25 protein-coding genes are annotated in these 26,088 nt (G+C 69.3%); 10 read left to right on the forward strand and 15 right to left on the reverse strand.

The window, feature by feature from the left end; translation table 11 throughout:
* Nucleotides 1–7: 7 nt before the first annotated feature.
* Nucleotides 8–628, reverse strand: a complete 621-nt coding sequence (locus ACAM52_RS06215; protein WP_062478465.1) for a DUF4291 domain-containing protein — start codon at nt 626–628, stop codon at nt 8–10.
* Nucleotides 629–743: 115 nt separating this feature from the next.
* Here ACAM52_RS06215 and ACAM52_RS06220 point away from each other — a divergent pair, with 115 nt between their 5' ends.
* Nucleotides 744–1,460, forward strand: a complete 717-nt coding sequence (locus ACAM52_RS06220; protein ID WP_369647702.1) for an NUDIX domain-containing protein — start codon at nt 744–746, stop codon at nt 1,458–1,460.
* A gap of 12 nt (nt 1,461–1,472) precedes the next feature.
* Here the strand turns inward: ACAM52_RS06220 and ACAM52_RS06225 are convergent, their stop codons facing one another.
* From ACAM52_RS06225 to ACAM52_RS06245, 5 genes are all read right to left on the reverse strand, one after another.
* Entirely contained in the window at nt 1,473–2,705 is a 1,233-nt protein-coding gene (locus ACAM52_RS06225) for an RNA polymerase sigma factor (protein WP_369646449.1), read from the reverse strand.
* A complete protein-coding gene (locus ACAM52_RS06230) occupies nt 2,702–3,076 on the reverse strand; it encodes a YciI family protein (RefSeq protein WP_062478473.1) in 375 nt (124 codons plus the stop codon). The genes ACAM52_RS06225 and ACAM52_RS06230 overlap by 4 nt, the downstream gene beginning before the upstream one ends.
* Before the next feature lie 149 nt (nt 3,077–3,225).
* Entirely contained in the window at nt 3,226–4,587 is a 1,362-nt protein-coding gene (locus ACAM52_RS06235) for an NAD(P)H-dependent oxidoreductase (RefSeq protein ID WP_369646450.1), read from the reverse strand.
* A gap of 5 nt (nt 4,588–4,592) precedes the next feature.
* Nucleotides 4,593–5,468 (reverse strand): phytanoyl-CoA dioxygenase family protein, encoded by an 876-nt coding sequence (locus ACAM52_RS06240; RefSeq protein WP_369646451.1) that lies wholly within the window; start codon nt 5,466–5,468, stop codon nt 4,593–4,595.
* A complete protein-coding gene (locus tag ACAM52_RS06245) occupies nt 5,465–6,175 on the reverse strand; it encodes a GntR family transcriptional regulator (RefSeq protein ID WP_139699915.1) in 711 nt (236 codons plus the stop codon). The genes ACAM52_RS06240 and ACAM52_RS06245 overlap by 4 nt, the downstream gene beginning before the upstream one ends.
* Before the next feature lie 115 nt (nt 6,176–6,290).
* On the opposite strand from ACAM52_RS06245, the gene ACAM52_RS06250 reads away from it, so the two are divergent.
* Nucleotides 6,291–7,247, forward strand: a complete 957-nt coding sequence (locus ACAM52_RS06250) for a threo-3-hydroxy-L-aspartate ammonia-lyase (protein ID WP_369646452.1) — start codon at nt 6,291–6,293, stop codon at nt 7,245–7,247.
* A gap of 6 nt (nt 7,248–7,253) precedes the next feature.
* Here the strand turns inward: ACAM52_RS06250 and ACAM52_RS06255 are convergent, their stop codons facing one another.
* The 3 genes from ACAM52_RS06255 to ACAM52_RS06265 all read right to left on the reverse strand — a co-directional run bounded on the left by ACAM52_RS06255 (nt 7,254) and on the right by ACAM52_RS06265 (nt 9,880).
* A complete protein-coding gene (locus ACAM52_RS06255; RefSeq protein ID WP_062478488.1) occupies nt 7,254–7,904 on the reverse strand; it encodes an ABC transporter ATP-binding protein in 651 nt (216 codons plus the stop codon).
* Nucleotides 7,901–8,887, reverse strand: coding sequence for a tRNA (adenosine(37)-N6)-dimethylallyltransferase MiaA (gene miaA / locus ACAM52_RS06260; RefSeq protein ID WP_369646453.1), 987 nt, complete (start codon nt 8,885–8,887; stop codon nt 7,901–7,903). The genes ACAM52_RS06255 and miaA overlap by 4 nt, the downstream gene beginning before the upstream one ends.
* Nucleotides 8,888–8,950: 63 nt before the next feature.
* Entirely contained in the window at nt 8,951–9,880 is a 930-nt protein-coding gene (locus ACAM52_RS06265) for an AraC family transcriptional regulator N-terminal domain-containing protein (protein ID WP_369646454.1), read from the reverse strand.
* Nucleotides 9,881–10,084: 204 nt separating this feature from the next.
* On the opposite strand from ACAM52_RS06265, the gene ACAM52_RS06270 reads away from it, so the two are divergent.
* The 3 genes from ACAM52_RS06270 to ACAM52_RS06280 are packed head-to-tail and all read left to right on the forward strand — an operon-like array spanning nt 10,085 to nt 13,221.
* Nucleotides 10,085–10,432: a c-type cytochrome gene (locus ACAM52_RS06270; RefSeq protein ID WP_369646455.1), complete on the forward strand. Its 348-nt coding sequence runs from the start codon at nt 10,085–10,087 to the stop codon at nt 10,430–10,432.
* 37 nt (nt 10,433–10,469) lie between these two features.
* Nucleotides 10,470–10,943, forward strand: a complete 474-nt coding sequence (locus ACAM52_RS06275; RefSeq protein WP_062478499.1) for a (2Fe-2S)-binding protein — start codon at nt 10,470–10,472, stop codon at nt 10,941–10,943.
* 13 nt (nt 10,944–10,956) lie between these two features.
* Nucleotides 10,957–13,221, forward strand: coding sequence for a molybdopterin cofactor-binding domain-containing protein (locus ACAM52_RS06280; protein WP_369646456.1), 2,265 nt, complete (start codon nt 10,957–10,959; stop codon nt 13,219–13,221).
* 31 nt (nt 13,222–13,252) lie between these two features.
* On the opposite strand, the gene ACAM52_RS06285 is transcribed toward ACAM52_RS06280, so the two are convergent.
* Both ACAM52_RS06285 and ACAM52_RS06290 read right to left on the reverse strand, forming a co-directional pair.
* Nucleotides 13,253–14,245, reverse strand: a complete 993-nt coding sequence (locus tag ACAM52_RS06285; protein ID WP_369646457.1) for an alpha/beta hydrolase — start codon at nt 14,243–14,245, stop codon at nt 13,253–13,255.
* A gap of 215 nt (nt 14,246–14,460) precedes the next feature.
* A complete protein-coding gene (locus ACAM52_RS06290) occupies nt 14,461–15,264 on the reverse strand; it encodes a helix-turn-helix transcriptional regulator (RefSeq protein ID WP_369646458.1) in 804 nt (267 codons plus the stop codon).
* 103 nt (nt 15,265–15,367) lie between these two features.
* Here ACAM52_RS06290 and ACAM52_RS06295 point away from each other — a divergent pair, with 103 nt between their 5' ends.
* Entirely contained in the window at nt 15,368–16,942 is a 1,575-nt protein-coding gene (locus ACAM52_RS06295) for an MFS transporter (protein ID WP_369646459.1), read from the forward strand.
* Here the strand turns inward: ACAM52_RS06295 and mutL are convergent.
* On the reverse strand, nt 16,926–18,821 hold the full coding sequence (gene mutL, locus ACAM52_RS06300) for a DNA mismatch repair endonuclease MutL (RefSeq protein ID WP_369646460.1): 1,896 nt from the start codon (nt 18,819–18,821) through the stop codon (nt 16,926–16,928). The genes ACAM52_RS06295 and mutL overlap by 17 nt on opposite strands.
* Nucleotides 18,822–19,081: 260 nt before the next feature.
* Here mutL and ACAM52_RS06305 point away from each other — a divergent pair, with 260 nt between their 5' ends.
* The 3 genes from ACAM52_RS06305 to ACAM52_RS06315 all read left to right on the forward strand — a co-directional run bounded on the left by ACAM52_RS06305 (nt 19,082) and on the right by ACAM52_RS06315 (nt 23,433).
* The gene (locus ACAM52_RS06305; protein WP_153283101.1) at nt 19,082–20,872 is read left to right on the forward strand and encodes an IlvD/Edd family dehydratase; all 1,791 of its coding nucleotides are present in this window, start codon (nt 19,082–19,084) and stop codon (nt 20,870–20,872) included.
* A gap of 329 nt (nt 20,873–21,201) precedes the next feature.
* Nucleotides 21,202–22,023 (forward strand): fumarylacetoacetate hydrolase family protein, encoded by an 822-nt coding sequence (locus ACAM52_RS06310; protein WP_369646461.1) that lies wholly within the window; start codon nt 21,202–21,204, stop codon nt 22,021–22,023.
* Between the two features lie 57 nt (nt 22,024–22,080).
* Nucleotides 22,081–23,433: an MFS transporter gene (locus ACAM52_RS06315; protein WP_082818212.1), complete on the forward strand. Its 1,353-nt coding sequence runs from the start codon at nt 22,081–22,083 to the stop codon at nt 23,431–23,433.
* A gap of 4 nt (nt 23,434–23,437) precedes the next feature.
* Here ACAM52_RS06315 and ACAM52_RS06320 read toward each other — a convergent pair whose 3' ends face one another.
* Together ACAM52_RS06320 and ACAM52_RS06325 are read right to left on the reverse strand one after the other, a co-directional pair.
* Nucleotides 23,438–24,376, reverse strand: a complete 939-nt coding sequence (locus tag ACAM52_RS06320; RefSeq protein WP_369646462.1) for a LysR family transcriptional regulator — start codon at nt 24,374–24,376, stop codon at nt 23,438–23,440.
* Complete coding sequence (locus ACAM52_RS06325) at nt 24,373–24,882, reverse strand: GNAT family N-acetyltransferase (protein WP_062478519.1); 510 nt, start codon at nt 24,880–24,882, stop codon at nt 24,373–24,375. The genes ACAM52_RS06320 and ACAM52_RS06325 overlap by 4 nt, the downstream gene beginning before the upstream one ends.
* 49 nt (nt 24,883–24,931) lie before the next feature.
* Between ACAM52_RS06325 and ACAM52_RS06330 the strand changes: the two genes are divergently transcribed.
* Nucleotides 24,932–25,597, forward strand: a complete 666-nt coding sequence (locus ACAM52_RS06330) for a DedA family protein (RefSeq protein ID WP_062478522.1) — start codon at nt 24,932–24,934, stop codon at nt 25,595–25,597.
* A 72-nt stretch (nt 25,598–25,669) separates the two neighbouring features.
* On the opposite strand, the gene ACAM52_RS06335 is transcribed toward ACAM52_RS06330, so the two are convergent.
* Entirely contained in the window at nt 25,670–25,960 is a 291-nt protein-coding gene (locus tag ACAM52_RS06335) for a glycine zipper domain-containing protein (RefSeq protein WP_223301444.1), read from the reverse strand.
* Nucleotides 25,961–26,088 lie beyond the last annotated feature (128 nt).

Consider the following 26,088-nt stretch of genomic DNA (forward strand, 5'->3'; position numbering starts at 1 on the left):
GTGGTCCTCAGGATTCGAAGCCGAGCACATGCTCGACCGGCAATTGCAGCCCGGGGTTGTCGTTCTGCGCCATCGGGCGTTGAGCGTCCACAAAGGCGCGCATGTCGATCACCTCGAGCAGTTCTTCATTCGCAAACGCGGCGAGCGTTCGGCCCCGCAGGCCCAGCTGAATCGCGCGGCGTTCCAGCTTGTTGCCTGCCGGTGCGTGGTCCGGGTCCCATTGCAGGCGAACTTCGGAGCGGTTGACCGCTTCCTGCCACGCATCGCGATCAGGATAGCGCTCGGCATCGAAGGTCGAAGGCACGGCCTCGCGCACGACCCGTTCGAAGAACGCACGGCGCAGCCGCAGCCCGAGCGTGACCTCCTGGCCTTCCTTGGTGCCCCAGCCGGAGCGATACATCATCCAGAGGAAGTTGGGTTTGATCCAGCTCATCCGTGAAAGGCTGAAGTCCGGTCCGTCGAGACGGCCGTGCCGCACCGCGTATTCGCCGATGGCGGGGCGGTAGGCCTGGTAGACGATGACGGACTGGGCATCGTGATGCGCCAGGATGTGCTTTCCGTCCTGCGGCCAGCGCTCGCGTTGGGCGAGATGGGGCTCGGTGGGAAGCGGCGTGGTCTGCTTGTTCATTGTTCTGGGTTCCTCTCGTTGTTGTTCTTCTTGCGATCTCATTGAGTTGCTCTGTGCAACTAATGATGGGTTGTATAGTACAACTAATAAATTCGGAGTCAAGCTGATCGTGACCATGCCCGCTTCAACGTTCCCTGCCTTGACCTTTCCCCGCCCGTTGGTCACTGTCGATGTGGCGATGTTCACTGTGCTCGACGACGCACTGCAGGTCTTGTTGGTGAAACGAGCGGCCGACGGCAACGAGCCGTTTCCTGGCAAATGGGCATTGCCGGGCGGCTTCATCAACACCGATGAAGATGCCTCGCTGCTCGATTGCGCATTGCGCAAGCTGCGCGAGAAGACCGGCGTGGTCACGCCCTATCTCGAGCAGCTCGGGAGTTGGGGCGGGGTGCAGCGCGATCCGCGCGGGTGGTCGGCCACGCACTGCTTCTATGCACTCATCCCGGCGCAGGCCATGCAATTGCGAAGCGGCGCCAACGCCGCCGAGGTGGCGTGGTTCGAGGTCGATGCGGCCTTGCGCAAACGTCTGGCGTTCGACCACGGAGAACTGCTCGAGGCGGCCGTTGCGCGTCTGCGCAGCAAGGTGGAATACACCTCGCTGCCGGCTTTCCTGCTGGAAGAGCCTTTCACCTTGCCGTCGTTGCAGCACGCCTATGAGGTCGTGCTGGGCCGTGACATCGACAAGAGTGCCTTCCGCAAGCGGATGCTGGATGGTGGGTTCATGGAAGAAGCGGGCATGGTGGCGGGCAGCCTGGGCCGGCCCGCCATGGGATACCGATTGCGAGACCGTTCGCAGGCCGCGTTGTTTCCGCGCACTTTCAATGCGCGGTAGGCGCAGGTCGCCTCAGGCCCGCTCCGACATCGCGTGCAGGTACGCCCGCACCGCGCCATTGCTGCTCAACCCGATCGCCCGGTCGTACGCCTGCCGCGCCGCCACGCGCGCACCGCCGGCCGCGAGCAGGTGCGCGCGTGCCGCCCAGAACGGCTGGTAGCTCGCCACCTCGTCCGACGGAATCGCATCGAGCGCGCGCAGCCCGGTCTCGGGCCCGCGCGCATTCGCCAGCGCACACGCCAGGCTCACCTGCGCGCCGATGCTCGGCCGCAGCGCGAGCAGGCCTTCGTACAGCGACACCAGCACCTCGGGCGGCACCGGTGCGCCCGCGCGGCGCTCGCAGTGGGCCGACTGGATCGCGGCCTCGAGCTGGTAGGGCCCGAGCGATTGCATGGCCGATGCGATGCGCAGGTGGTGCTCGGCCTCGGCCAGCAGCGCGTGGTCCCAGCGCGTGATGTCCTGCTGGTCGAGCGGCACGTAGGCGCCGGCCTCGGTGCGGCGCGCGGCGGTGCGCGCCTCGCAGAACAGCATCAGCGCCAGCAGGCCCAGCGGCTCGGGCTCGGCGGGCAGCAGGCGGCACAGGATGCGGCCCAGGTCGATGGCCTCGGTCGTCAGGCCGCGCGGCAGGGCGTCGGCGCCGTCGACGTCGTCCCAGCCGGTGCCGTAGGCGGCGTAGATGCCGTCGAGCACGTCGCGCAGCCGGTGCGGCAGGTCGCGCGCCTGCGGGTATTCGAAAGGAATGCCGGCCGCGCGGATGCGGGCCTTGGCGCGCACCAGCCGCTGGCCCAGCGCGGAAGGCGAGGTGAGGAAGGCGCCGGCCATGCGCGCGGCGTCGAGGCCGAGCACGGTCTGCAGCATGAGCGGCGCGCGCGCGGCGGCGTCGATGGCCGGGTGCGCGCAGACGAACAGCAGGCGCAGGCGCTCGTCGGGCACGGTGGCGGCATCGGGGTCGGCTTCGTCCATCTCGCCGGCGAGCAGCAGCAGCGTCTGCGTGGCGTCGTCCTGCACGCGGCTGTGGCGCCAGGCGTCGAGTTTGCGGTGCCGCGCGACGCTCAGCAGCCAGGCGTCGGGCTGCACCGGCACGCCGTCGGCGGGCCAGCGCTCGAGCGCGCGGGCGAAGGCATCGGCCAGCGCGTCTTCGGAGGCCGCGATATCGTTCGTGCGGGCGGACAGGATGGCCAGCAGCCGCCCGTACGACTCGCGTGCCGCGCGTTCGGCGGCGTGGTGTGCCGCCGGAGTGGTCACGTCTGGCTCGCGCCCGCCGCTGCGGTGGCGGTGAAGACCGGCCGCACCTCGACACCGCCGCTGGCGGCGCAGGGCGCACGCGCGGCCCATTCGAGCGCCGCGTCGAGGTCGGGCACGTCGACGACGAAGTAGCCGCCGAGCTGTTCCTTGGTGTCGGCGAAAGGGCCGTCCTGCACCTGGCGCTTGTCGCCGCGCACGCGCAGCGTGGTGCCGGTCATGGGCGGCAGCAGGCCGTGGCCGCCGAGCGAAATGCCCGACTGGCGCACCGCGTCGGCGTACGCGACCCAGCTGGCGCGGTAGGCCTGCGACGAGGCGTCGTTGCGTTGTTCGAATTCGGCCGCGGGTTGGTAGAACATCAACATGTACTGCATGGTGTTTCTCCGTGAGGAAAAGCTTGACGAGCAAGATCGCTCACCACAATGACGGCCCGCAGCCGGTCATTTCGACACCGGACCGGTGCCGAGCAGAAGATTCTTGTCCTGTTCGCTCTTTGGCGCAACGTGGGCGCCAGGCCCCGCGCTCAGGCCGCGTGGGCGCGCACCGCGGGCGTGAACAGCGTTTCCATTTCCTGGCGCAGCCGGTAGGCGGCGGTGGTGGTGTCCATCGCCACGTCGGCCCAGCTCAGGCTCTGGCCCTTCTTGACGGGGCGCACGAGCTTGACGTTGTGCGCCAGCCCGAGCGGCAGGCCACCCAGGCGCAGCGAGCGCTCGGCCGGCAGCAGCTTGCCCCAGACGGTGTAGCCGCCTTCGCCGTCGAGCATCTCGCCCGCGGCGAGGTCGCGCTTGGCGGTGGCGACCACGTCGGCGTTCCAGCCGGTGGCCACGCCGGTGGGCTCGCCGCGCAGCGCCACGCTGGCGACCGACATGCCCACCTCGAGCCCGATCAGGTGCCAGCGCTTGTACAGCGTGAAGTAGCGCCCGCTCGGGTCGGTGTGGGCGTTGTATTCCTCGAAGCAGTTCTTGATGTAGTCGGTCTCGGCCTCGACCGTGACCCACACGCCCATGCGGATGTCGTACGGAATCTTGCGGCCGTCGGCTTCGAGCGACGAGATCACCTCGACCATGCCCTTGCGTTCCAGCACGCCGCCTTCGCTCTTCGGACGGGTGACGAAGGGAATGTCTTCCACGCTCGCGGGCGGGTAGAGCAGGCCGTCGGAGGGCACGCCCAGGCCGGTGGCGTTGGCCACGGCCGAGCTTTCGATCGACGGCTTGGAGCCGTCGAGAAAACTGTTGAACATCTTCGGGTTGAGCCCGCCGCGCTTCGCCTGCTCGGGCGTGAGGCCGTAGTTGCCCCACACGGTCTCGGGCGTCGATTCGGTGAAGTGCGGCAGCCACTTGTGGCCGCGCCCGGCCGCCACCACCGGAAAGCCGCAGGTGCGGGCCCAGTCGACCAGGTCGCAGATCAGCGCGGGCTGGTCGCCGAAGGCCAGCGAATACACCACGCCGGCCTGCTGCGCCTTGTGCGCGAGCAGCGGGCCGCAGAAGGCGTCGGCCTCGACCGTCACGTTGACCACGTGCTTGCCGTGCGCAAAGGCGTCCAGGCAGTGGTCGACGGCGGCGACCGGGTTGCCGGTGCACTCGACCACGATGTCGATGCTGGGCTCGCGCGTCACGGCCTGCCAGTCGTCGGTGATCCAGGTGGCGCCGGTCTTCAGCGCCTCCTGCACCGAGGCGGCGTTGCTGCGCTCGGCCTGCCAGCCCACGCGCTCCAGGTTGACGCGCGCGGCGGCGGGCGAGAGGTCGGCAATGGCGACCAGCTGCACGCCGGGCGTGCGCGGGATCTGCGCCAGGTACATGGCGCCGAACTTGCCGGCGCCGATCAGGCCGATGTGGATGGGGCGGCCTTCGGCGGCGCGTTGTTGCAGGCGGGTGTGCAGGCTCATGGCGGTCAGGCTTCCACGGTTTCGATGACGTCGGGCGAGGTGCGCAGCGCGCTCTCGGGCAGGCCGTCTTTCCACGGCACCTCGACGGGGTAGGGCGTCAGCAGGCAGTCGTCGGGCAGCACCTCGATGGGCGTGAAGTCGCGATGCGCGATGTACTCGGGCCTTTTGTGGCGGCGGATGTGGTTGCTGACCGCGCACAGGCTCAGGTACACCGCCACGCGGTTGAAGGGCGAGAGGTTGCTGCCCGAGGCATGCACGAGGCAGCTGTGGAACAGGATCATCGAGCCGGCCGGCCCCTTGGGCGAGACGATGCCGCCCTGCGTGCCGCCGGCGCGATCGACCAACTGGCGGATCAGGTCGTTGTCGACCGTCCACAGCGGGTAGCTCGTGGTCGTGAGGTCATGCTTCGCGTCGACCACGCCCTTGCGGTGGCTGCCCGGAATGAACATCAGCGGGCCGTTGTGCTCGGTCACTTCGTCCAGAAAGATGGCCACGTTCATCGCGCGCTCGGTGGGCATCAGGTCGTCGTTGAGCCAGGTGCCGTAGTCCTGGTGCCACTGCCACACGTCGCCTTCGAAGGCCATCTTGCCGTTGATCTTGAACTGGTGCATGTAGACCGCTTCGTCGAACAGGTCCATCACCGGCTCGACCATGCGCGGGTGCCGCGCCAGCCGCGCGAAGGGCTCGCTGATGAGGTGCGCCGCGAAGTTCGTGCGCACGGCGTCGGAGCCCTTCTCGCGCACGTTGAAGGCCGCGCGCTTGCTGTAGAGGTCGGGCACTGCCTCGGTCAGCACCTTCGTCTCTTCGGGCGAGAAGTGGCCGGGGAAGAACAGGTAGCCCTCGCGCTCGAACTCCGCGCGTTGCTCGGGGGTCAGCTTCATGCCTTGTCTCCTTTTTTGGTGGGGATTCCAGATGAGGATGCCGTGCGTGCCAGCTGCTGCGCGAGCCGCTCGGCCAGCGCGTCGCTGGCGCGCGAGACGTGCTCGTCGCTCAGGCGCGCGGCGCGTTCGACGTCGCCGGCGGCAATGGCGTCGGCAATGGCTTCGTGCTCGTCCCACAGCGACTCGCGCTGCGGCTCGGCCTGCAGCACCGCGCCCATCGCGCGGCGCAGGTGGCGCCAGTGCGGGTCGGCGCTCTGGCCGATCAGCGGGTTGCCCGAGGCGGCGTAGATGGCCTGGTGAAAGGCCACGTCGGCATCGATCATGGCTTCGACATTGCGCCCGCGCGCCGCGCGCCGGCCGCGCTCGATGAGCTTGGGGTCGATGCGAAAGCGCTGCTGCGCCGCCAGCCGCGCGGCCAGCACGTCGAGTGCGCCGCGCACCTGGTAGACCTTGCGCATCGCCTCGGCCTCCAGCGGCGCCACCAGCACGCCGCGACCGGGCGCGTCCTGCACGAAGCCGTCCTTCTTGAGCAGCCGCAGCGCCTGCAGCACCGGCTGGCGCGACACCGCGAGCCGCGCCGCGATGTCCTCCTGCGTGAGCCGCTCGCCCGGCGCGAGCGCACCGCTGCTGATGGCGCCGAGCAGGGCGCGGTAGACCTGGTCGACGAGGTCGGGGGCGACTTCGATGCTGAGCAACTGGGCGGGCATGGTGGGCCTTTTCTGAACTCTGTATACAGAGTACGGACTTCGGCGGCGGGGCGCATCCCCGGGTTTTTACCCATCGGGGCTGCAAGGAACGGCGCGCCGCCGCTAAGCTCGACCCATGCAACTCCCTACCTACGACGACGTCATCGCCGCGGCCGCGCGGCTCGAAGGCCATGCGCACCGCACGCCGGTGCTGCAATCGACCACCGCCAACGCGCGCTGGGGCGCGCAGTTCTTCTTCAAGTGCGAGAACTTCCAGCGCATGGGCGCGTTCAAGTTCCGCGGTGCGTTCAATGCGCTGTCGAACTTCGACGCGGCGCAGCGCCAGGGTGGCGTGATCGCCTTTTCGTCAGGCAACCACGCGCAGGCCATCGCGCTGTCGGCGCGCCTGCTGTCGATGCCGGCCGTGATCGTCATGCCCAAGGACGCGCCCGCCGCGAAGGTCGCGGCCACCAAGGGCTACGGCGCCGAAGTGGTGATGTACGACCGCTTCACCGAAGACCGCGAGGCGCTGACCAAGCGGCTCGCGCAGGAGCGCGGCATGACGATGATCCCGCCCTACGACCACCCCGATGTGCTCACGGGGCAGGGCACGGCGGTGAAGGAACTCATCGAAGAGACGGGCCCGCTCGATCACCTGTTCGTGTGCCTCGGCGGCGGCGGGCTGCTCTCGGGGTCGGCACTGTCGGCGCGCGCGTTGTCGCCCGCCTGCAAGGTCTACGGCGTGGAGCCCGAGGCCGGCAACGACGGCCAGCAGTCGCTGCGCACGGGGAAGATCGTGCACATCGAAACGCCCAAGACCATCGCTGACGGCGCGCAGACGCAGCATCTGGGCGCGTACACCTTCGGCATCATCCAGCGTGATGTGGACGACATCTTCACCGTCACCGACGAGCAGCTCGTCGAGGCGATGCGCTTCTTCGCCGAGCGCATGAAGATGGTGGTGGAGCCGACGGGGTGCCTCGCGTTCGCGGGCGCCATCGCGGCTGCGAAAGCCATCGAAGGCCAGCGCGTGGGCGTCGTGATCAGCGGCGGGAACGTCGATCTGTCGCGCTACGCGTCGCTGATCGGCTGATTCTTTTCAGGCCCGGATACCGCTCGCCGTCAGGTGCAGCAACCGGTCCGCGCGCGCCGCGGCGCTCTCCGAGTGCGTGACCAGCACCAGCGAGGCGCCGTGCTCGCGCGTCTGGCCGATCAGCAGGTCCATCACCTTCGCGGCGGTCGATGGGTCGAGGTTGCCGGTGGGCTCGTCGGCAAGCAGCAGCGCGGGCCGGTGCACCAGCGCGCGGGCGATGGCCACGCGTTGCAGCTGGCCGCCCGAGAGCGTCTGCGGCAGCCGCGCACCCATGCCGGGCAGGCCGACGGCTTCGAGCATGTGGGCCACGCGCGCGTCTTCGCGCGGGCGGCCCAAGAGCATCAGCGGCAGCGACACGTTCTGCGCCACGTCGAGGTGCGGCAGCACGTGGAAGGCCTGGAACACGAAGCCCACGTGCTGGCGCCTCCACAGCGCGCGGGCCTCGCCGTCGAGCGCGCCGATGTCGGTGCCGTCGTGCGACACGCTGCCTTCGTCCCAGCTGTCGAGGCCGGCCATGCAGTTGAGCAGGGTCGACTTGCCCACGCCCGATTCGCCCACGATGGCGACGAACTCGCCGGGCGCGACCTGCAGGCTCACGTGTTCGAAGACGGGCGCGTCGCCGTAGTGCTTGCCGAGGTTGGAGAGGTGCAGGGTCATGCCGGTGTCGCCGAACCAGCGATCTGCGCGATGTGCCGCACGGCGGCCTGCACCGCGTCGGGCGCGTCGCAGGCGATCACGGTGCGCTGCGGCATGCTGCGCAGCCAGGTGATCTGCCGCTTGGCGAGCTGGCGCGTGGCAGCGATGCCGCGCTCGCGCAACTCGCCCAGCGCCTTGGCATCGGGCGGTGCGTCGCCGCAGGCGTCGAGCATCTCCCAGGCCTGCCGGTAGCCGACGCAGCGCATCGAGGGCAGGTCGGGCGACAGGTCGCCGCGCGCGCGCAGCGCCTTCACCTCGTCGAGAAAGCCGGCGGCGAGCATGGCGTCGAAGCGCTCGGCGATGCGGCCGTGCAGCCAGGCGCGGTCTTCGGGTTCGAGCGACGCGAGCACGCCGCCGTCGACGGCCTTGGCGGCCTTGGTGTCGCTCGCATGGAAGCTCGACAGCGGCTGGCCGCTGCTCTCCCACACCTCGAGCGCGCGCTGGATGCGTTGGCTGTCCTGCGGCGCGAGCCGCGCGGCCGTGACGGGGTCGACCTGCGCCAGCCGCGCATGCATGGCCGGCCAGCCGAGCGCGGCGGCTTCGGCATCGAGGCGCGCGCGCACGGCCGGGTCGGCCGCGGGCATGGCGTCGATGCCGTCGAACAGCGCCTTGAAATACAGCATGGTGCCGCCCACGAGCAGCGGCAGCGCGCCGCGCGCGCGGATGGCGTCGATGAGCCGCGTGGCGTCGGCCACGAAGGCGGCGGCGCTGTAGCTGTCGCGCGCATCGAGGATGTCGATCAGGTGGTGCGGCACGGCGGCCTGCTCGGCGGCGGTGGGCTTGGCGGTGCCGATGTCCATGCCGCGGTAGACCAGCGCCGAGTCGACGCTGACGATCTCGACCGACTGCAGCCGGGCCACGGCCAGGGCGACGGCGGTCTTGCCGGACGCGGTGGGGCCGGCGAGCGCGATGTAGCGCGGGGGAACAGGGGAAGCGGGGGGCATGCGTCGAGGGTAGCAAATGGCACGCGCCGGGCGGCTGCCCGGGGCTTGCCTGCGACGCAGTGCTCAGGCGACGGCGGTCGCGTCCCGCATCCGCCGGATGTCGCGCAGCGGCGGCGCACCGAACAGGCGCGCGTACTCGCGGCTGAACTGCGAGGCGCTTTCGTAGCCCACGCGCACGCCGGCGGTGCCGGCATCGATGTTCTGGTTCAGCATCAGCTGCCGCGCTTCCTGCAGGCGCAGCTGCTTCAGGTACTGCATCGGGCTCATGCCGGTCACGGCGCGGAAGTGCTGGCGGTAGGTCGACGGGCTCATGTGCGCCGACGCGGCCAGTTCGTCCGCCTGCACGGGCTTCCTGAAGTTCATCTTGAGCCACGCCAGGCTCTGCGCCACCTGCTGGCTGGGCGAGCCGACGGTCATGAGGCGCTGCAGCTGCGGGCCGTGGCGTCCGGCGAGCAGGCGCACGACGATTTCCTTTTGCAGCAGCGGCGCGAGCTGGGGAACGAGCCGGGGCTCGGCCAGCAGCTCGACGAGCCGCGTGACGGTGCCCAGCAGCGTCGCGTCGAGCGCGCCCAGCGACAGGGCGCGCTGGTTGTGGGGCTCCCTGGACGGCGGGGGCAGCGCCATCTCGGTTGCCACCTGCACGATGGCGCGCGGATCGAGCCGGATCATGAGGCCCAGGAAGGGCTGTGCCGCGCTGGCGCGGGTGACGTGCGCCACCACGGGCAGGTCGGCCGTGATCAGCAGCGACTGGCCGGCGCCGTATTCATAGATCTCGTCGCCGAGCGCCGCGCGCTTCTGTCCGCCGACGGTGATGCCCAGACCGAAGCCGTAGATGCAATGCACGGGCTCGGTCGCGGCGCTGCGGCGGTGCAGCGAGAGCTCGGGAATGGCGGTGGCGTGGTCGCCGTCGTTTCGGGCAATGCGCCCGACGGCCGCGGCCAGGGCACCGAGGACGGCCGAATCGTCTGGCTGCGTCGGCTGTAGCACTTCCATCTGAATCCTTTCGGGTGCTTGCGCAAAGTCTAGCGGGCGCTTCTCATGCGCTTGGCGTTTTTGGCGCAGTCTCGTTGTTTCAGGCAAGAACGCGCGCGGATTGGGCAAGTGGCGGCGGGCGCTTCGTCGGACACTGGCCGCCGTGAAGTCCTGCCGCGCGCGGCGCGAGGACCGTGCTTCCCCTCCACGATGATGAAAAAAGAAATGACCCACGACGAACGACATCCGCATCGCATCACCGCCTCGCTCGTGGCCGCACTGGCCATCGGCGTGAGCGCCGCCGGGTCCGCGCCCGCCTTCGCCAGCACCGCGCTGGCGCAGAAGTACGCGTGCGTGGCCTGCCACCAAGCCGCCGTGAAGGTGGTGGGCCCCTCCTGGAAAGAGATCGGCGCGCGCTACGGCGACGGCAAGGGCACGGCCGCGCAACTGGCCGCCAGCATGAAGGCCGGCAGCTCGGGCAAGTGGGGTGCGATGCCCATGCCCGCGCAAGCCCAGGTGCCCGACGCGGACCTGCAGGCGCTCGCGCAATGGGTGCTCGACGGCGCCAAGTGAATCCGACCCATCCCACCTACCCACGGAGAAAACCAACATGAGCGCGCTCCACGTCAACGGCCGTGACCACACGGTCGACGCCGACCCCGGCACCCCCATCCTCTGGGCCCTGCGCGACACGCTGGGCATGACCGGCACCAAGTTCGGCTGCGGCGCGGCGCTGTGCGGCGCCTGCACCGTGCACATGGACGGCCAGGCCATCCGCTCGTGCATCACGCCCATCGCGGCGGCCGAGGGCAAGAAGATCACCACCATCGAAGCCGTGACCGGCGGCAGCGACCGCGTGGGCGCGGCCGTGCATGCCGCGTGGGTCAAGCACGACGTCGCGCAGTGCGGCTACTGCCAGAGCGGCCAGATCATGAGCGCGACCGCCTTCCTGCAGTCGCTGCCCAAGGGCAAGCAGCCCAGCACGGACGAGATCGACTCGGCCATGGCCGGCAACATCTGCCGCTGCGGCACCTACGCCCGCATCCGCGCCGCCGTGGCCGATGCGGCCAAGACCCTCGCCTGAAGGAGCCGACGACATGCTGCCAAACATCGACTACAACGACCTGCCGCGCGCGCTGCAGCGCCTGATGGCCCAGCCTGCGACCGATGACGCCGACGCGGCCGCCACGCTGCCCCGTCGCAGCTTCCTGAAGATGGCCGGCGCCGGCGGCCTCGTGCTCGGCGCGTTCCCTCACATGGCCATGGCGCAGGCCGATGGCCCGGCCAAGGCCGGCGGTGCGCTCAAGCCCACGCAACAGCCCTCGGCCTTCGTGCAGATCGCGCCCAACGGCGAGGTCACGGTCACCATCAACCGCCTCGAGTTCGGCCAGGGCGTGCAGACCGGCCTGCCGATGATCCTGGCCGAGGAGCTCGATGCCGACTGGGCCCTGGTGCGCAGCCGCAACGGCACCAACGATGCGGCCTACGCCGACCCGCTGTTCGGCATGCACCTGACCGGCGGTTCCAACTCGATCAAGAACAGCTACACGCAGTACCGCGAACTGGGCGCGCGTGCGCGGGCCATGCTGCTGTCGGCCGCGGCGCAGCGCTGGAAGGTCGATGTGGCCACGCTGCGCACGCAGGCCGGCACGGTGATCGGCCCTGGCGGGCGCAAGGCGGGCTACGGCGAGCTGGCCGAAGCGGCCATGGCGCTGCCGGTGCCCGAGACGGTGACGCTGAAGAGCCCGAAGGACTTCCGAATCATCGGCCGCCCGACCACGCGCCTGGACGCGCGCGCCAAGAGCAGCGGGCGACAGGACTTCGGCATCGACGTGAAGCAGCCCGGCCAGCTCACGGCCGTGGTGGCCCATCCGCCCGTGTTCGGCGCCCGCCTGGCCTCGGTGGACGACAGCGCGGCGCGTGCCGTCAAGGGCGTGAAGGCCGTGCTGCGCATTCCGCTGGACCGCGGCGCCGAAGGCGTGGCCGTGGTGGCCGACGGCTACTGGCCCGCCAAGCTGGGCCGCGACGCGCTCAAGCTGCAGTGGAACACCGACGCGGTGGAGAAGGTCGACAGCGACAAGCAGCTGGCGCAGTACCGCGAACTGGCCGGTCGCCCCGGCAACCGCAAGTTCGACGCCGACATGGCGCCGCTGGCCGGCGCGCCGCACAAGCTCGAGGCCGAGTTCGTGTTTCCCTACCTGGCCCACGCACCCATGGAGCCGGAGAACTGCACCGTGAAGCTGTCGGACGGCCGCGCCGAGCTGTGGGTCGGCACGCAGTCTGCCGACCTCGACGGCCAGGCCGCGGCGCGCACGCTGAAGCTCGATCCGGCGCAGGTGAAGGTGAACGTGCAGATGGCGGGCGGTGGCTTCGGCCGGCGCTTCGTGGGATCGAGCGACTTCGTGGTCGAGGCCTGCGAGATCGCCAAGGCCGCGCGCGCCGCCGGCCTCAAAGACGCCCCCGTGCGCCTGCTGTGGAGCCGCGAGGACGACATCAAGGGCGGCTACTACCGCCCCATGCACCTGCATCGCGCCCGCATCGGCTTCGACGCGCGCGGCAAGATCCTGGCGTGGGACCACGTGATCGTCGGCCAGTCGATCACCGCGGGCACGGTGTTCGCGGGTTCCATGGTGAAGGACGGCATCGACGCCACCGCGGTGGAGGGCATGCGCGATCCGTACCCCGTGCCGATGCGCCTCACGGTGCATCACCCGCAGGTGAACGTGCCGGTGCTGTGGTGGCGCAGCGTGGGCTCCACGCACACCGCCTTCGTGATGGAGACGCTGATCGACGAGATCGCCCGCACGACGAAGCAAGACCCGGTGGCCTACCGCATGAACCTCTTCGGCGACAAGCACCCGCGCCACCGCGCCGCGCTGCAGCTGGCGGTTGACAAGAGCGGCTACGGCAAGAAGAAGCTGGCCGAAGGCCGCGCCTGGGGCGTGGCCGTGCACGAGTCCTTCGAATCGGTGGTGGCCTATGTCGTCGAAGCGTCGGTGAAGGACGGCCAGCCCGTGCTGCACCGCGTGACCTCGGGCGTGCACTGCAACCTGGCGGTGAACCCGCGCAGCGTGGAAGCGCAGGTGCAGGGCGCGGCGGTGATGGGGCTGTCGACCTGCCTGCAGGGCAGCGCCATCACGCTGAAGGACGGTGTCGTGCAGCAGGGCAACTTCGGCGACTTCAGCGTGGCGCGCATCACGCAGGTGCCCGAGTTCGACGTGCACATCGTGCCCAGCGCCGATGCGCCCAAGGGGATGGGGGAGCCCGGCCTGCCGCCGTTGGCGCCTGCCTTCGCCAACGCCGTGGCGCGGCTGACGGGCAAGCCCTTGCGCCAGCTGCCGTTCGACCTGGCCTCGGCCTGACGCGGGAACGGACCCGCCTGAAAAAGGCGGGCTAGATGGCGGCGGGGGCGGGCGTGCGCGCCTCGCCCCGCACCTCTTGCGGCGACAGCGCCGCAGAAGGCAATGAAGGCGGTGCAGGCCGCGGCGACACCAGCCGCGGCTGCGGCCGGCTGTCCGCCACGGTGCTGCTGTCCTCGGGCTTCATGCGAAACAGCTGCGACAGCGCGGCGCGGTACTGCGTCGCGCCCACCGAGTTGGTGTTGTGGTGCGAGCCGCCCTCGACCAGCACGAACATCTTGGGCACCGTGGCCGCGTCGTACAGCTTGCGCCCGAGCGTAGGGTTGATCAGGCTGTCGGCGGTGCCGTGCACCACCAGCAGCGGCGCGCCGATGTCCTTGACGGTGCGAATCGCCTCGAAGCGCTGCGTGATGAACGGGCCGAAGGGCAGCCAGCCCCACTTGAAGCTGCTGGCCACGTCGGCGATGGAGGTGAAGGTGCTCTCGACGATGGTGCCGCTCTCGTCGTTCACCGTGGCCGCCAGGTCGATGCCGATGGCTCCGCCCAGCGAGTGGCCGAAGATGTAACGGTGCTGGCGCGGATGGCGCGCGGCCAGCCAGGTCCAGGCGGCGCGGGCGTCTTCGCGGGCCGAGGCTTCCGAGGGCAGGCCCTTGGAGCTCTTGCCGAAGCCGCGGTAGTCGATGGCCAGCACCGAGAAGCCCAGCTCGTGCATGCGCTGGATGCGCGGCGCCGAACCGGCCACGTTGTAGCGCGCACCATGCAGGTACAGCAGCACGGGGGTCTCGGTGGTTTCGGGGGCACCGCCGAGCCACAGGCCGTGCAGGCGCGCCGGTTCACCGGTGATGGACGACTGGAAGTCGATCCAGACATCCTGCATGCCTTCGGTCATCTGGGCCGAATTGCCCCAGCTGCGGTCGCTGGGCTGGAAGATCCATTCGCGCTGGCGTTCGTCGAGGGTCGAACAGCCGGCTGCCAGCAGGGCACAGAGCGAAAAGATGGACGCGAGGAGGGGCCAGCGTTTGATCATGGGGTGGAGGGACAGCGAAAGTCGGCCGAAAGTTCATCTGCTTGCTTTCTGAAACGCGTCGGCATCGCGTGTCAGCTCCCCCTGTGCAGCGCTCGCCGGCGCCTGGCACGAGACCATGCAACGTGCGTGCCCGCACCGTGGATGACGCCACAAAACCCTCGAAAACCCTCAAAAACGGCGCTGACGGCGCTTATCTGCCGTACAGGCCCCCGTGTTCAGCCCGGCGCCGGCTGCACGAAATACACCACCATCCGCAGGTGCCGGTGCGTGTCGACCACCAAGGTTTCGTGGTGAAACTCCAACGGTCCGCTGTCGGCCATCTGTACGCATCCGAGCCCGCGCCGGGCGGGCGCGCTGTCGGGGGTGTCCCACCAGCGGCGGAAGTCGGGCGAGAGCGCTTTCAGGTCCGCGACCAGGCCCAGCATGGCCGGATCGTCGGGTGCGATGGCGAAGTCGTATCGGAATTGCGCCAGCAGCCCGGGCGCATCGTCGCGCCAGGCGGGCAGGCGCCGGCGCAGTTCGGGGTCGGCGAACACTATGCGAAGGAGGTTGCGCGCCTCGCGCTCGCGCGCGCTGAAGCCGAAGAGCGCGTCGGCCGCGGCGTTCCAGGCCACCACGTCCCAGCGCAGGTTGAACACGTAGGCGGGGCGGGTGGGCAGCTCGTCCATCAGCTGCTGGATGTGGGGCGTGACCGACGCCTGCTGATGGGCTTCCGGCGGCGGCGGGCGCTTGTGGGCCAGCAGGAACAGGTGGCTGCACTCGGCGTCGTCAAGCTTCAGGGCATGCGCCACGCCGAGCAGGAATTTCTGCGACACCTGGATCTCGCGCCCCTGCTCGAACCAGGTGTACCAGGTGAGCCCCACGCCGGCCATTACCGCGACCTCTTCGCGCCGCAGGCCGGGTGTGCGCCGCCGCCCTTGCGAGGGCAGGCCCACATCGGCGGGCGTGAGCTTGCGGCGGTGCCGGGTCAGGAACTCCGACAGCTCGTTCTTGGTGCGGCTGAGGCTGCGTTCGATCAAGCCTGTTGTCTCCAGTAATAGGATAAATGCTTAAATTGTAATGTGATGATCTTGTCCTGAAGATGGGGCTTCCGCAACCCGAACGCGCACCCGGAGGCCCCTTTTGACCGCACCTTGCGATTCACTTTCCCTTTCCGACCACCTTCCGGCCGCGAGGCGCGAAGGCCGTGCCGGCGCCCGCGAATGGACCGGGCTCGCGCTGCTGGCGCTGCCGACCCTGCTGCTCGGGCTCGACCTCACGCTGCTGCACCTGGCCCTGCCCGCGCTGGCCCTGGACCTGCGCCCCACGAGCGCGCAGGCGCTGTGGATCGTCGATGCCTACGGTTTCATGATTGCCGGCTTTCTCGTCACGATGGGCACGCTGGGCGACCGCATCGGACGGCGCAAGCTGCTCATGGTGGGCGCGGCGGCGTTCGGCGTGGCGTCGGTGATCGCGGCCTGTTCGACCAGCGCCAACCAGTTGATCGCCGCGCGCGCCGTGCTCGGCGTGGCGGGCGCGACGCTGATGCCGTCGACGCTGGCGCTGATCAGCAACATGTTCCTGCACCCGCACCAGCGCGCGCTGGCCATCGGGCTGTGGGCGACCATGTTCGCGCTTGGCATGGCGGCCGGGCCCGTGGTGGGCGGCCTGCTGCTCGCGCACCACGGCTGGGGCGCGGCCTTTCTGGTCGCGCTGCCGGTGGTCGGGCTGCTGCTGGTGGCGGCGCCGTTCCTGCTGCCGGAGTACCGCGCGCCGCAGCAGGGGCGGCTCGATCTGCCCAGCGTCGCGCTGTCGCTGCTCGCGTTGCTGCCGGTGGTCTACGGCATCAAGCAGGTCGCGAAGGACGGGATCGGCATTGGCGCCGTGCTGGCGCTCGTCGGCGGACTGGCGTTCGCGCTGGGGTTCGTCCGGCGGCAACGGCGGCTGCGCCATCCGCTGATCGACCTCGGCCTGTTCGCCAGCCGGGCCTTCAGCGTCGCGCTCGTGGTGTTGCTGGTGGGGCTGGTCGGTGTCGGCGGCACGATGCTGCTGGTGACCCAGTACCTGCAGCTGGTGGCGGGCCTGTCACCGCTCGCCGCTGGGCTGTGGATGGGGCCGCCGGCGCTCGCGATGCTGGTGGCCGGCATCACGGCGCCGCTGCTCGCGCGGCGCATCCGGCCGGGCCATGTGATGGCGGGGGCGCTGGGGTTGTCGGTCGTGGGCTACCTGGTGCTGAGCCAGCTCGATCGCACGCCGCATGGCATCGCGTGGGTCACGGCCGCGTTCTCGCTCGTGTACCTCGGCCTGGGCTCCATCGCCGCGCTGGGGACCGACCTGGTGGTGGGTGCCGCGCCGCCCGAGAAGGCGGGATCGGCCTCGGCCTTGTCCGAAACGGTGCAGGAGCTGGGCCTGGCCGTGGGCATCGCCACGCTGGGCAGCCTGACGACGGCGGTGTATCGCACGCGGATGGGCGAGCCGATCGATGGCATGGTCGTGGTGCTTCAACGCGCGGTATCGGACAGCCTGGCCGGCGCTACAGCGGTTGCGCATGAATTGCCTGCCGGCGTGCTCGAGCAGGCGCAAGCCGCCTTCCTCGCGGGACTGAATGCAGCCGCAGCTACCAGCGCCGTCAGCATCGCGGTCCTGGCGGTGCTGGCCGCCGTCACGCTGCGGCATGTCGGCGTGGCCGCCGATGACGGGCTCAGCGCCCGCGCATGAACAGCGAATCGAGCTCGCGGATCGACAGCTGGCGCCAGGTCGGCCGGCCGTGGTTGCACTGGTCGGAGCGCTCGGTGGCTTCCATCTGGCGCAGCAGGCCGTTCATTTCGTCGATGGTGAGCTTGCGGTTGGCGCGCACCGCGCCGTGGCAGGCCATGGTCGACAGCAGCTCGTTCTGCGCGCGCTGCACCACGGTGCTCGCGTCGTGCTGGCCCAGTTCGGCGAGCACGCTGCGCGCCAGCTCCACCGGGTCGCCGTCGGCCAGCGTGCCGGGCACGGCGCGCACCGCCAGCGTGCGGGCCGAGAAGGGCGTGATCTCCAGCCCCAGCGTGGGCAGCACCTCGGCGCAGGCCTCGGCCGTGGCCACTTCCTGCGGCGTGGCGGCGAAGGTGGCCGGGATCAGCAGCGGCTGGCTCGTGATGGCCGCGCCGTCGAGCTGGGTCTTGAGTCGCTCGTAGACGATGCGCTCGTGCGCCGCGTGCATGTCGACGATCACGAGGCCCTGGCTGTTCTCGGCCAGGATGTAGATGCCCTGCAGCTGGGCCAGCGCGCGGCCCAGCGGCCAGGCGTCCTGGTTCATGACGGGCGCTGGCATGGGGGCCAGTGCCTCGCTGTCGGGCAGTCCGACCGGCGCGCGGAACGACATCGCCGGCGCTTCGGTCTGCCATTGCGACGGGGCCGTGACGGGCGCATGCCCCTGTTCCTCGGAGCGCCGCGGCCACATCGCCTCGAAGTCGCCGGCACCGCGCTCGCGCGCCTGGAACGGAATCGCGGGCTGCGACCAGCTGGCGCTCGGCGGCAGCGGGGTCTGCTTGAAGAAGGGTTGCGGCGGCGCATCGGCCGGTGCCAGCGCATCGCCGGCGCGCGGTGCGGCCAGGGCGTCCTCGATGGCGTGGCGCACCGCCTGGTGCACCTCGCGCCCGTCGCGGAAGCGCACCTCGATCTTGGTCGGGTGCACGTTGACGTCGACGCGTGCCGGGTCGATCTCCAGGTACAGCACGTACACCGGCTGGCGCTGGCCGTGCAGCACGTCTTCGTAGGCGCTGCGCACCGCGTGCGACAGCACCTTGTCGCGCACGAAGCGGCCGTTGACGTAGAAGAACTGCTGGTCGTTGCGCGAGCGCGCCGCGTCGGGAATGCCGGCACGGCCGACCACGCGCACCGGGCCGCCTTCGCGCAGCACGGAGACGCTCTGCGACACGAAGTCTTCGCTCAGCGCATCGGCCAGCCGCTGCTCGGGCGTGGCGGCGGCGCGCCATTGTTCGATCAGCTTGCCGTCGTGCCAGACCGAGAAGCCCACCTCGGGCCGCGCCAGCGCATGGCGGCGCACGGCCTCGATGCAGTGGGCCAGCTCGGTGGCGTCGGTCTTCAGGAACTTGCGCCGCGCGGGCGTGGCAAAGAACAGCTCGCGCACCTCGACCGTGGTGCCCACGGAGCGTGCCACCGGCCGCAACTCGCCCGTGCCGCCGTCGAGCACGAAGGCGCTGTCGGCGCCGGTGAAGCGCGAGAGGATGCTGAGCTCGGCAATCGCGTTGATGGCCGCGAGCGCCTCGCCGCGAAAGCCCATGGTGCCGACCGTTTCGAGGTCGCTCAGGCTCGCGATCTTGCTGGTGGCGTGGCGGCGCAGCGCCACCGTGAGTTCCTCGCGGGGAATGCCCAGGCCGTCGTCTTCCACCGAGATCAGCCGCACGCCGCCCGAGGCCAGCCGCACGGTGATCTGGCGCGCACCGGCATCCAGCGCGTTGTCGAGCAGTTCGCGCACCACCGAGGCGGGGCGCTCGACCATTTCACCGGCGGCGATCTGGCTGATCAGCTCGTCGGGGAGTTCACGGATCGGGCGGCGTTCGGCGGGGGGGAGGGAGGAGGGTAGGGCACTCACCGGAAACATTCTAAAAGCGGGGGCGCGGACCGGACTTTCTACAGGGTATCGAGGTGTTCGGGAGGTGTATTTGGCGCGCTTATACCGATCCTCAACCGATCTCATTGGCTTTGGCGAAGGCGAAAACCTAAGCTCCCTCTCGCCAACGTATTCGCACAACAAGAACGCACCGGAGACACCCAGGACACCGCCATGGCCCACCGCCATGCCGCGCAGGGGGCCGCCGCGCGCGTTCGCCGACCCTCCTGAAAGCCGACGCCATGACGACACCCCGCCCCCTGCGCTCCGCCGCCTGGTTCAACAACCCCGAACACAGCGAACTCTCGGTCCTGCACCTGGCCTGGTTCCTGAACTACGGCCTCACCCGCGAAGAGCTGCAGTCGGGCAAGCCGATCATCGGCATCGCGCAAAGCGGCTCCGACCTCACGCCCTGCAACCGCCACCACCGCGAGCTGTCGCTGCGGGTGCGCGAAGGCATCCGCGAGATGGGCGGCATCGCGATGGAATTCCCGATGCACCCGATCCAGGAGAACGGCCGCCGCCCCACGGCCGCGCTCGACCGCAACCTGGCCTACCTGGGGCTCGTCGAGATCCTCACCGGCTATCCGATCGACGGCGTGGTGCTGACCACCGGCTGCGACAAGACCACGCCCGCCGCGCTGATGGCCGCGGCCACCGCCAACATCCCCGCCATCGTGCTGTCGGGCGGCCCGATGCTCAACGGCTGGCACGAAGGCCAGCGCACCGGCACCGGCACCACGCTGTTCAAGGCGCGCGAGCTGTTCGCCAAGGGCAGCATCGACTTCCCCGGCTACATCGACCTCGTGGGCTCCACCGTGCCCTCGGCCGGGCACTGCAACGTGATGGGCACGGCCTCGACCATGAACGCCCTGGCCGAAGCGCTGGGCATGAGCCTGCCCGGCTGCGCGGCCATTCCCGCGCCGTACCGCGAGCGCGGCCAGATGGCCTACGAAACGGGCCGGCGCATCGTCGACATGGTGCGCGAAGACCTCAAGCCCTCCGACATCCTCACGCGCTCGGCCTTCGAGAACGCGATCGTCGTCAACTCGGCCATCGGCGGCTCGACCAACGCGCCGATCCACCTTATCGCCATCGCCAAGCACGCGGGCGTCGAACTCAACATCCAGGACTGGGAAACGGTCGGCCTCGACGTGCCGCTGCTGCTCGACATGCAGCCCGCCGGCAAGTACCTCGGCGAAGAGTTCTACCGCGCGGGCGGCGTGCCGGCGGTGGTCGCCGAGCTGCACCGCCATGGCCTGATCCGCACCGACGCGCGCACCGTCAACGGCCACACCCTGGCCGTCAACTGCGCCGACGCGCCGGTGAAAGACGCCGACGTCATCCGCCCCTTCGACCAGCCACTGCGCGAGAACGCCGGCTTCCTCGTGATGTCCGGCAACCTGTTCGACAGCGCGATCATGAAGACCAGCGTCATCTCCGACGAGTTCCGCGCGCGCTACCTGAGCAAGGCTGGCGACCTCGACGCCTTCGTGGGCCGCGCCATCGTGTTCGACGGCCCGGAGGATTTCGAAGCCCGCATCGAAGACCCGTCGCTGGACATCGACGCGAGCTGCATCCTGTTCATGCGCGGCGTCGGCCCCATCGGGCACCCGGGGTCGTCGGAAGTGGTCAACATGCGCGCGCCGTCGCACCTGCTCAAGAGCGGCGTGTCGGCCTTGCCCTGCATCGGCGACGGCCGGCAGTCGGGCACCTCGGGCTCGCCGTCGATCCTCAACGCCTCGCCCGAAGCCGCCGCAGGCGCCGGCTTGGCGCTGCTGCAGACCGGCGACAAGGTGCGCGTGGATTTGAAGGAGCGCACCGTCAACATGCTCGTCGACGACGCCGTGCTGCAAGCGCGCGCCCGCGACCTCGAGGCGAAGGGCGGCTACCCGATTCCCGCGAGCCAGACGCCATGGCAGGAGATCCAGCGCGCGATGGTGGACACGCTGTCCGAAGGCATGGTGCTGAAGCCGGCGACCAAGTACCAGCGGGTGGCACAGACGGCGGGGATTCCGCGTCGGAATCACTGAGGACTTTTGTTCAGGGCGACGCTCCCGCCGACGGGGAGCCTTGCTCCGCGAATGTCCCCCGGCCTGCGGGCTTCCGCCCCTCCCCCTTGGTTTCGCTGCGCAAGGCACCCCATCGACGTGAGCGTGTTCAGAGCACATGTTGATCGGCCCGCACAACGACCGCGCCCATCGTGCTCAGGACACTGGGTGCTTCCCGCAGCGAAATCAAGGAGGAGGGGCGAAGCCCCGGGGGACATTCGCGGAGGGAAGTACCCGGTGGCCTGAGCACACGCCCTGAATGAACCCGCCCCCGCACCCAGAATTTTTTAAATCAGAAGAAGGAGTCAGACATGAAGTGGATGAGCGTTCAAACGCCGCAGGGCCCCCGCGTGGGTTACATCAAGGACGGCGCACTGCAGCCCGTCGATGCAGCCCGCATGCAGGACATCGTCGAAGGCAAGCCCTGGCGCGATGCAGGCCAGCCGATCCCCCTCGCCGACGTCAAGCCCACGCTGCCGTTCGCACCGAGAAACATCATCTGCATCGGCGCCAACTACCGCGACCATTGCATCGAGACCGGCCTGGCCATCCCCGAGAAGCCCGTCGTGTTCGCGAAGTTCAGCAACACGCTGGCCGCCGACGGCGATGCGATCACCTGGCCCGAAGGCTTCACCGAGACGGTCGACTGGGAAGCCGAGCTCGGCGTCGTCATCGGCCAGCGCGCACAGGGCGTGAGCGAAGCGGATGCGCTTTCGCATGTGTTCGGCTACGTCGCCGCCAACGACGTGAGCGCGCGCGACGTGCAACTGGGTGAGGCGCAGTGGGTGCGCGGCAAGTCGCTTGACGGCTTCTGCCCGCTCGCGCCCACCGTCGTCACGCGCGACGAAGTGGCCGACGTGCAATCGCTGGGCATCCGCTGCCTCGTCAACGGCGAGGCCGTGCAGTCGTCCAACACGAGCGAAATGATCTTCTCGGTCGCCTTCCTCATCGCCTACCTCTCGCGCGCCATCACGCTCGAACCCGGCGACCTGATCCTCACCGGCACGCCCGCCGGCGTCGGCCTGGGCCTGAAGCCGCCACGCTTCCTGAAGCGCGGCGACGTGGTCTCGGTCGAGATCGACGGGCTGGGTTCGGTGACGAACCCGGTCCACGGCGCCATCGCACGCGGCTAGCACGCGGCTAGCCTCCACGGCTTCCAGACAGACATACCTATTCAGGAGACAACAACAATGACAACCACGAGTCCCTACGGCGAGCTGGTCACAGGCGCCATCCACAAGGCGCGCTGGCGCCTGCTGCCCATGCTGATCGTCATGTACATCATGTCGATTCTTGATCGCGTGAACGTCGGCTTCGCCAAGCAGGCGCTGCAGATCGACACCGGCCTGAGCAACAGCGCCTTTGCGCTCGGCGCCGGCATCTTCTTCGTGAGCTACGCGATCTTCGAAGTGCCGAGCAACGTGATCCTGTCGCGCGTCGGCCCGCGCATCTGGCTGTGCCGGATCATGGTCACCTGGGGGCTCGTGGCCTCGGCCATGATGTTCGCGACCACCGAGACCTCCTTCTACGTGCTGCGCTTCCTGCTCGGCATCGCGGAGGCGGGCTTCTACCCCGGCGTGCTGCTCACGCTGACCTACTGGTTTCCCGCCAAGGTGCGCGCGCAGGCCAACGGCATTTTGCTGTTCGGCTTTGCGGGCGCGCTCGTCATCGGCGGGCCGATCTCCGGTGCGCTGCTCGACATGAACGGCATCGGCGGCCTGAAGGGCTGGGAGTGGATGTTCCTCATCGAGGGCCTGATGGCCGTGGTGGTGGGCATCGTGGCCTTCTTCGTCATCGTCGACCGGCCGCACAACGCGCCCTGGCTCACGAGCGCGCAGCAGAACGCGCTGCAGGCCGTGCTCGACCAGGAAGCGGCGGAGAAGTCGGCCGACAGCCCGCAGACCGTGTGGCAGACGCTGTGCAATCCGCGGGTCATGTTCTTTGCGCTGAACTTCTTCATCGTGCAGATCGCGGCCTACGGCCTCATCTTCTATCTCCCGACCCAGGTGGGGCAGATCCTGGGCCAGAAGATCGGCCTGCTGGTCGGATTCGTCACCAGCATCCCGTGGCTGCTGGCGCTGTTCGTCGTGTACTTCGTCACGCGCTGGTCCGACCGCCACCACGACCGCCGCCGCGTCACCGTGGCCACGCTGTACACGATCTTCGGCGTGTGCGTGTGCCTGTCAGCGCATGGCTCGCCGATCTTCGCGATCGCGGCGCTGTCCATCGGTGCGTCGACCTATCTGTCGGGCACGCCGATCTTCTATGCCTTCCTGTCGGAACGGCTGTCGGGCCTGGGCATTGCCACGGGCATCGCGCTGGTCAACTCCATCGGCAATCTGGGCGGCTTCGTGGCGCCCAACCTGCGGACCTACGTGGAGCAGAACCACGGCGGCTCGGCCGCGGGTCTGTACACGCTGGGCAGCGCGGCGCTGCTGGCCGCGCTGATGCTGGCGCTCATGCCCAAGGGCTGGCGCGTGGCGAAGAAGAGTGGGGCGGCGGCAGCGCCGGCGGCCGTGCTCGACGGCCGGGCACGCGCCTAGTCGTTCAGAAGGCCTGTCGCCAGACGCGCGACAGGGCCTGCCATGCGCAGTCGACTTCCGGCCGCTTGAGCGCGCCGGCCAGGCAGACAAAGCGCAGGTCGCAGCCGATGCTCACGCGGTCGGCAATGACCAGGCCATCGCGCTGGCTGGCCTGCAATGCCAGCGCATCGCGCGCCAGCGAAATGCCCACGCCGGCGCGCACCAGTGCCAGCATCGACATCTCCTGGTCGGCCTGCGCGGCCTTCTTCAGCACCAGCTTGTGGGCCTGCAGCACCGGCGCCAGCAGCCGCGAATGCGAGGAGGTTGCCGGTGCCAGCACCCACGGCAGGTAGGCCAGCTCGGGCCAGTCGCGGCCCAGCACCTGCGGCGCCCAGCCGCTCGGGCCGATCACCTGGTAGTTGAAGCGCGCCAGCACCTGCGAATGGAACAGCGCGCCGTCGTGGCGCCGGGAGGCGGCGCTGGCCTGCGGCAGGTCGGTGGCCTCGGGGTCGCCGAGGTAGAAGCCGATGTCGAGTTCCTTGTTCAGCAGTTGGGCGAGCACGTCGCCGCTCGTGCCCTGATGCAGCTCGGTCTCGAGCTCGGGCGCCAGCGCCACCAGTTCGGTGAGGAAGGGGCTGAGCCGCGTGAAGTCGGGGTCGAGGATGGTGCCGATGCGCAGCGAGCCGCGCACGCCGCCCTTGAGCCGTTCGGCGGCCACCGCGAAATCGTTCAGGCTCTCGAGCGCATGCTCCGCATGGTTGAGCAGCGCCGCGCCATCGCGCGTGAGCAGCAGGCCGGTGGGCGTGCGCTGGAACAGCTCCAGCTCGACCAGCGCGCCCAGCTCCTTGAGCTGCAGGCTCACGGCCGGCTGCGTGAGGAACAGGCGCTGCGCGCCGCGTGACACCGAGCCCTCGCGGGCCACGGCCACGAAGGCCTGCAGGAGCCGGGGCTCGATCTTCTTCATGCCGCGCCGGGGAAAGGCTGCAGCTGCTTGTACATGACGAAGGCGTCCACGAAGCCCAGCTGCGGATGCCTGAATGCGCCCGGCAGCGTGCCGACGATGGCGAAGCCCATGTGCTGCCACAGCCGCACCGCGCGCTCGTTGGTCGAGACGACGAAGTTGAACTGCATCGCCAGGAAGCCCATGCGCAGGGCCTGCTGCTGCGAGTGTTCGCACAGCGCCGAGGCCACGCCCAGGCCGCGCGCCGCCTCGGACACCACATACCCGCAGTTGCTCACGTGCGCGCCTTGGCCGGGCTGGTTGGGGCGGATCACATAGGTGCCGAGCACGGCGCCTTCGTCGTTGCAGGCCACGAAGGTCAGGGTGGGCACCTTCATCCACGAATGGCGGGCCTGTTCTTCCGTCACATCGGGCGGGTAGGTGTAGGTGTCGCCGCGGCGGAACGTCGGTTCGAGGACGGCCCAGAGGGCGGGCCAGTCGGCATCGAGGGCTTCGCGGATCTGGATCATGGGGTGATTCGGAAAGGGTGCGACATGCCAACAAGGATAATCCGCGCCCATGGAAATCATCAGCTTTCTCGTCGACTTCATCCTTCACGTCGACAAACACCTCGAGGCCTTCGTGGTCGCCTACGGCCCCTGGGTCTACGCGCTGCTGTTCCTGATCGTGTTCGTCGAGACCGGCGCGGTGGTCATGCCGTTTTTGCCGGGCGACTCGCTGCTCTTCATCGTCGGCGCGCTGTGCGGCGTGGGGCTCATGAGTTTTCCGCTGGCCTGCGGCATCCTGATCGCGGCGGCCATCCTCGGCGACCAGTGCAACTACTCGATCGGGCGCTACTTCGGGCCCAAGGTGTTCCAGTGGGAGAACTCGCGCTTCTTCAACCGCAAGGCCTTCGACCAGGCCCACAGCTTCTACGAACGCTACGGCGGCATCACCATCGTGCTGGCGCGCTTCATGCCGTTCATTCGCACCTTCGCGCCCTTCGTGGCCGGCGTGGCCGAAATGAACCGCGCGAAGTTCACGGCCTACAACGTGGGCGGTGCGCTCATCTGGGTGCTGGGCATTGCCACCGCGGGCTACTTCTTCGGCAACCTGCCGTTCGTGCGCCAGCACCTGGACAAGATCATCTGGGCGCTGATCTTCGTGCCCGGCCTGCTGGCGATCTTCGGTGCGTGGCGCGCCTCGAAGGCCGAGAAGGCGCGGGCGGCGGCATCGCAGGCCTGAGCCACTCCTGGCTTGCCGCAGAAAAAAACGCGCCGGAGGGCGCGTTTTTTCGTTGAGGGTTGGAATGATCAATCAGTAGCGCGGCCCGTTGTCCGGGTAGTAGCCACTGCCGCGCGGGTAGCGTTGCTGGTTGTAGTAGTTGCGCTCGTCGACGTTGCGGCCCACCTGGTTGCCGATGATGCCGCCGATGGCCGCGCCGCCGAGCGTGCTGCCCGTGTTGCCGCCGATCGCATGGCCCACCGCCGCGCCGCCGAGTGCGCCAATGCCGGTGCCGAGGTTCTGGTTCGGACCGCTCGCACAACCTGCCAGCGTCATGACCGAAGTGGCAGCTGCAGCGGCGATCCAGAGACGTGTCTTCAACATGAGGTCCACCTTTCGAGAGTGATGGCCCATCATGGTCAAAAGTATGCATTTCGCGGTGTAGGAGCCTGCCGCGCTTGCCTGTGCGCAGGGGCGCGTGTTGCGGAACGCAACGCCTGAAAGCACGTGTG

This window comes from Variovorax sp. V118, from assembly GCF_041154445.1.
Lineage (GTDB): Bacteria > Pseudomonadota > Gammaproteobacteria > Burkholderiales > Burkholderiaceae_C > Variovorax > Variovorax boronicumulans.